Origin of the sequence: Aureimonas ureilytica (assembly GCF_001475935.1) — a bacterium.
Taxonomy (GTDB): domain Bacteria; phylum Pseudomonadota; class Alphaproteobacteria; order Rhizobiales; family Rhizobiaceae; genus Aureimonas; species Aureimonas ureilytica_A.
In genome coordinates this window covers 1-607 of sequence record NZ_LDQA01000141.1, presented here as the reverse complement: position 1 = coordinate 607, position 607 = coordinate 1, and the positions used below count along the sequence as shown (strand labels likewise).

Sequence of the window (607 nt, the reverse complement as noted above, 5' to 3'; positions counted from 1 at the left end):
TTCTTTAGTCTTTTTTTTTGTCAATGAGAAGACGACATACGAGCTCTAGTACGGTCTCGTGAGCTCGGAGAGGGGTATAGGAGTCAGGCTTTCGACTCGATGACCAATCCGCAGGCCTTCCGGGACGCGCAGGCGGCCTTCGGGATGGACCCGTCCAAAATGACGGAAACCTTCCGCGCCACCGCCGAAAAGTCGATGGAGCAATCGCGCGAGGCTTATGCGCGCATGAAGACTGCCGCCGACGAGGCGACCAAGACGCTGGAGGCCACGATCGAGAACGCCCATTCGGGTTCGCTCAATCTGACCAAGCGCGCGCTGGACGGAATGCGCACCCAGGCCGAAATGAACTTCTCGCATCTCGAGAAGCTCGCCGGCGTGAAGTCGGTGTCCGAGTTCATCGAATTGCAGACGAGCTTCTTCCGCCAACAGGTCGAGCTTGCCACGCGCCAGGCCCGCGACATCCAGAGCGCATCGCAATCGGCCGCGCGCGAGGTGCTTCAGCCGAGCCGCGAGGCCGCCGAGCGCGCCGCGGGCAAGACCGAGTTCTAATCTTTCAAGCTGCGAAACGGGCCGATCACGGCCCGTTTCGCACCCGGCCGGGCCGCGC

The 607-nt window shown here is 62.3% G+C and carries 1 protein-coding gene; it reads left to right on the top strand.

What is annotated here, in order from left to right:
* The first annotated feature begins 99 nt into the window (after positions 1–99).
* The gene (locus NS365_RS23090; RefSeq protein WP_058602618.1) at positions 100–549 is read left to right on the top strand and encodes a phasin family protein; all 450 of its coding nucleotides are present in this window, start codon (positions 100–102) and stop codon (positions 547–549) included.
* Positions 550–607: the final 58 nt, after the last annotated feature.

What these genes read in the sequence shown, in the direction of transcription:
- NS365_RS23090 (WP_058602618.1), top strand. Translation starts at nt 100, where the DNA reads ATGACCAATCCGCAGGCCTTCCGGGACGCGCAGGCGGCCTTCGGGATG.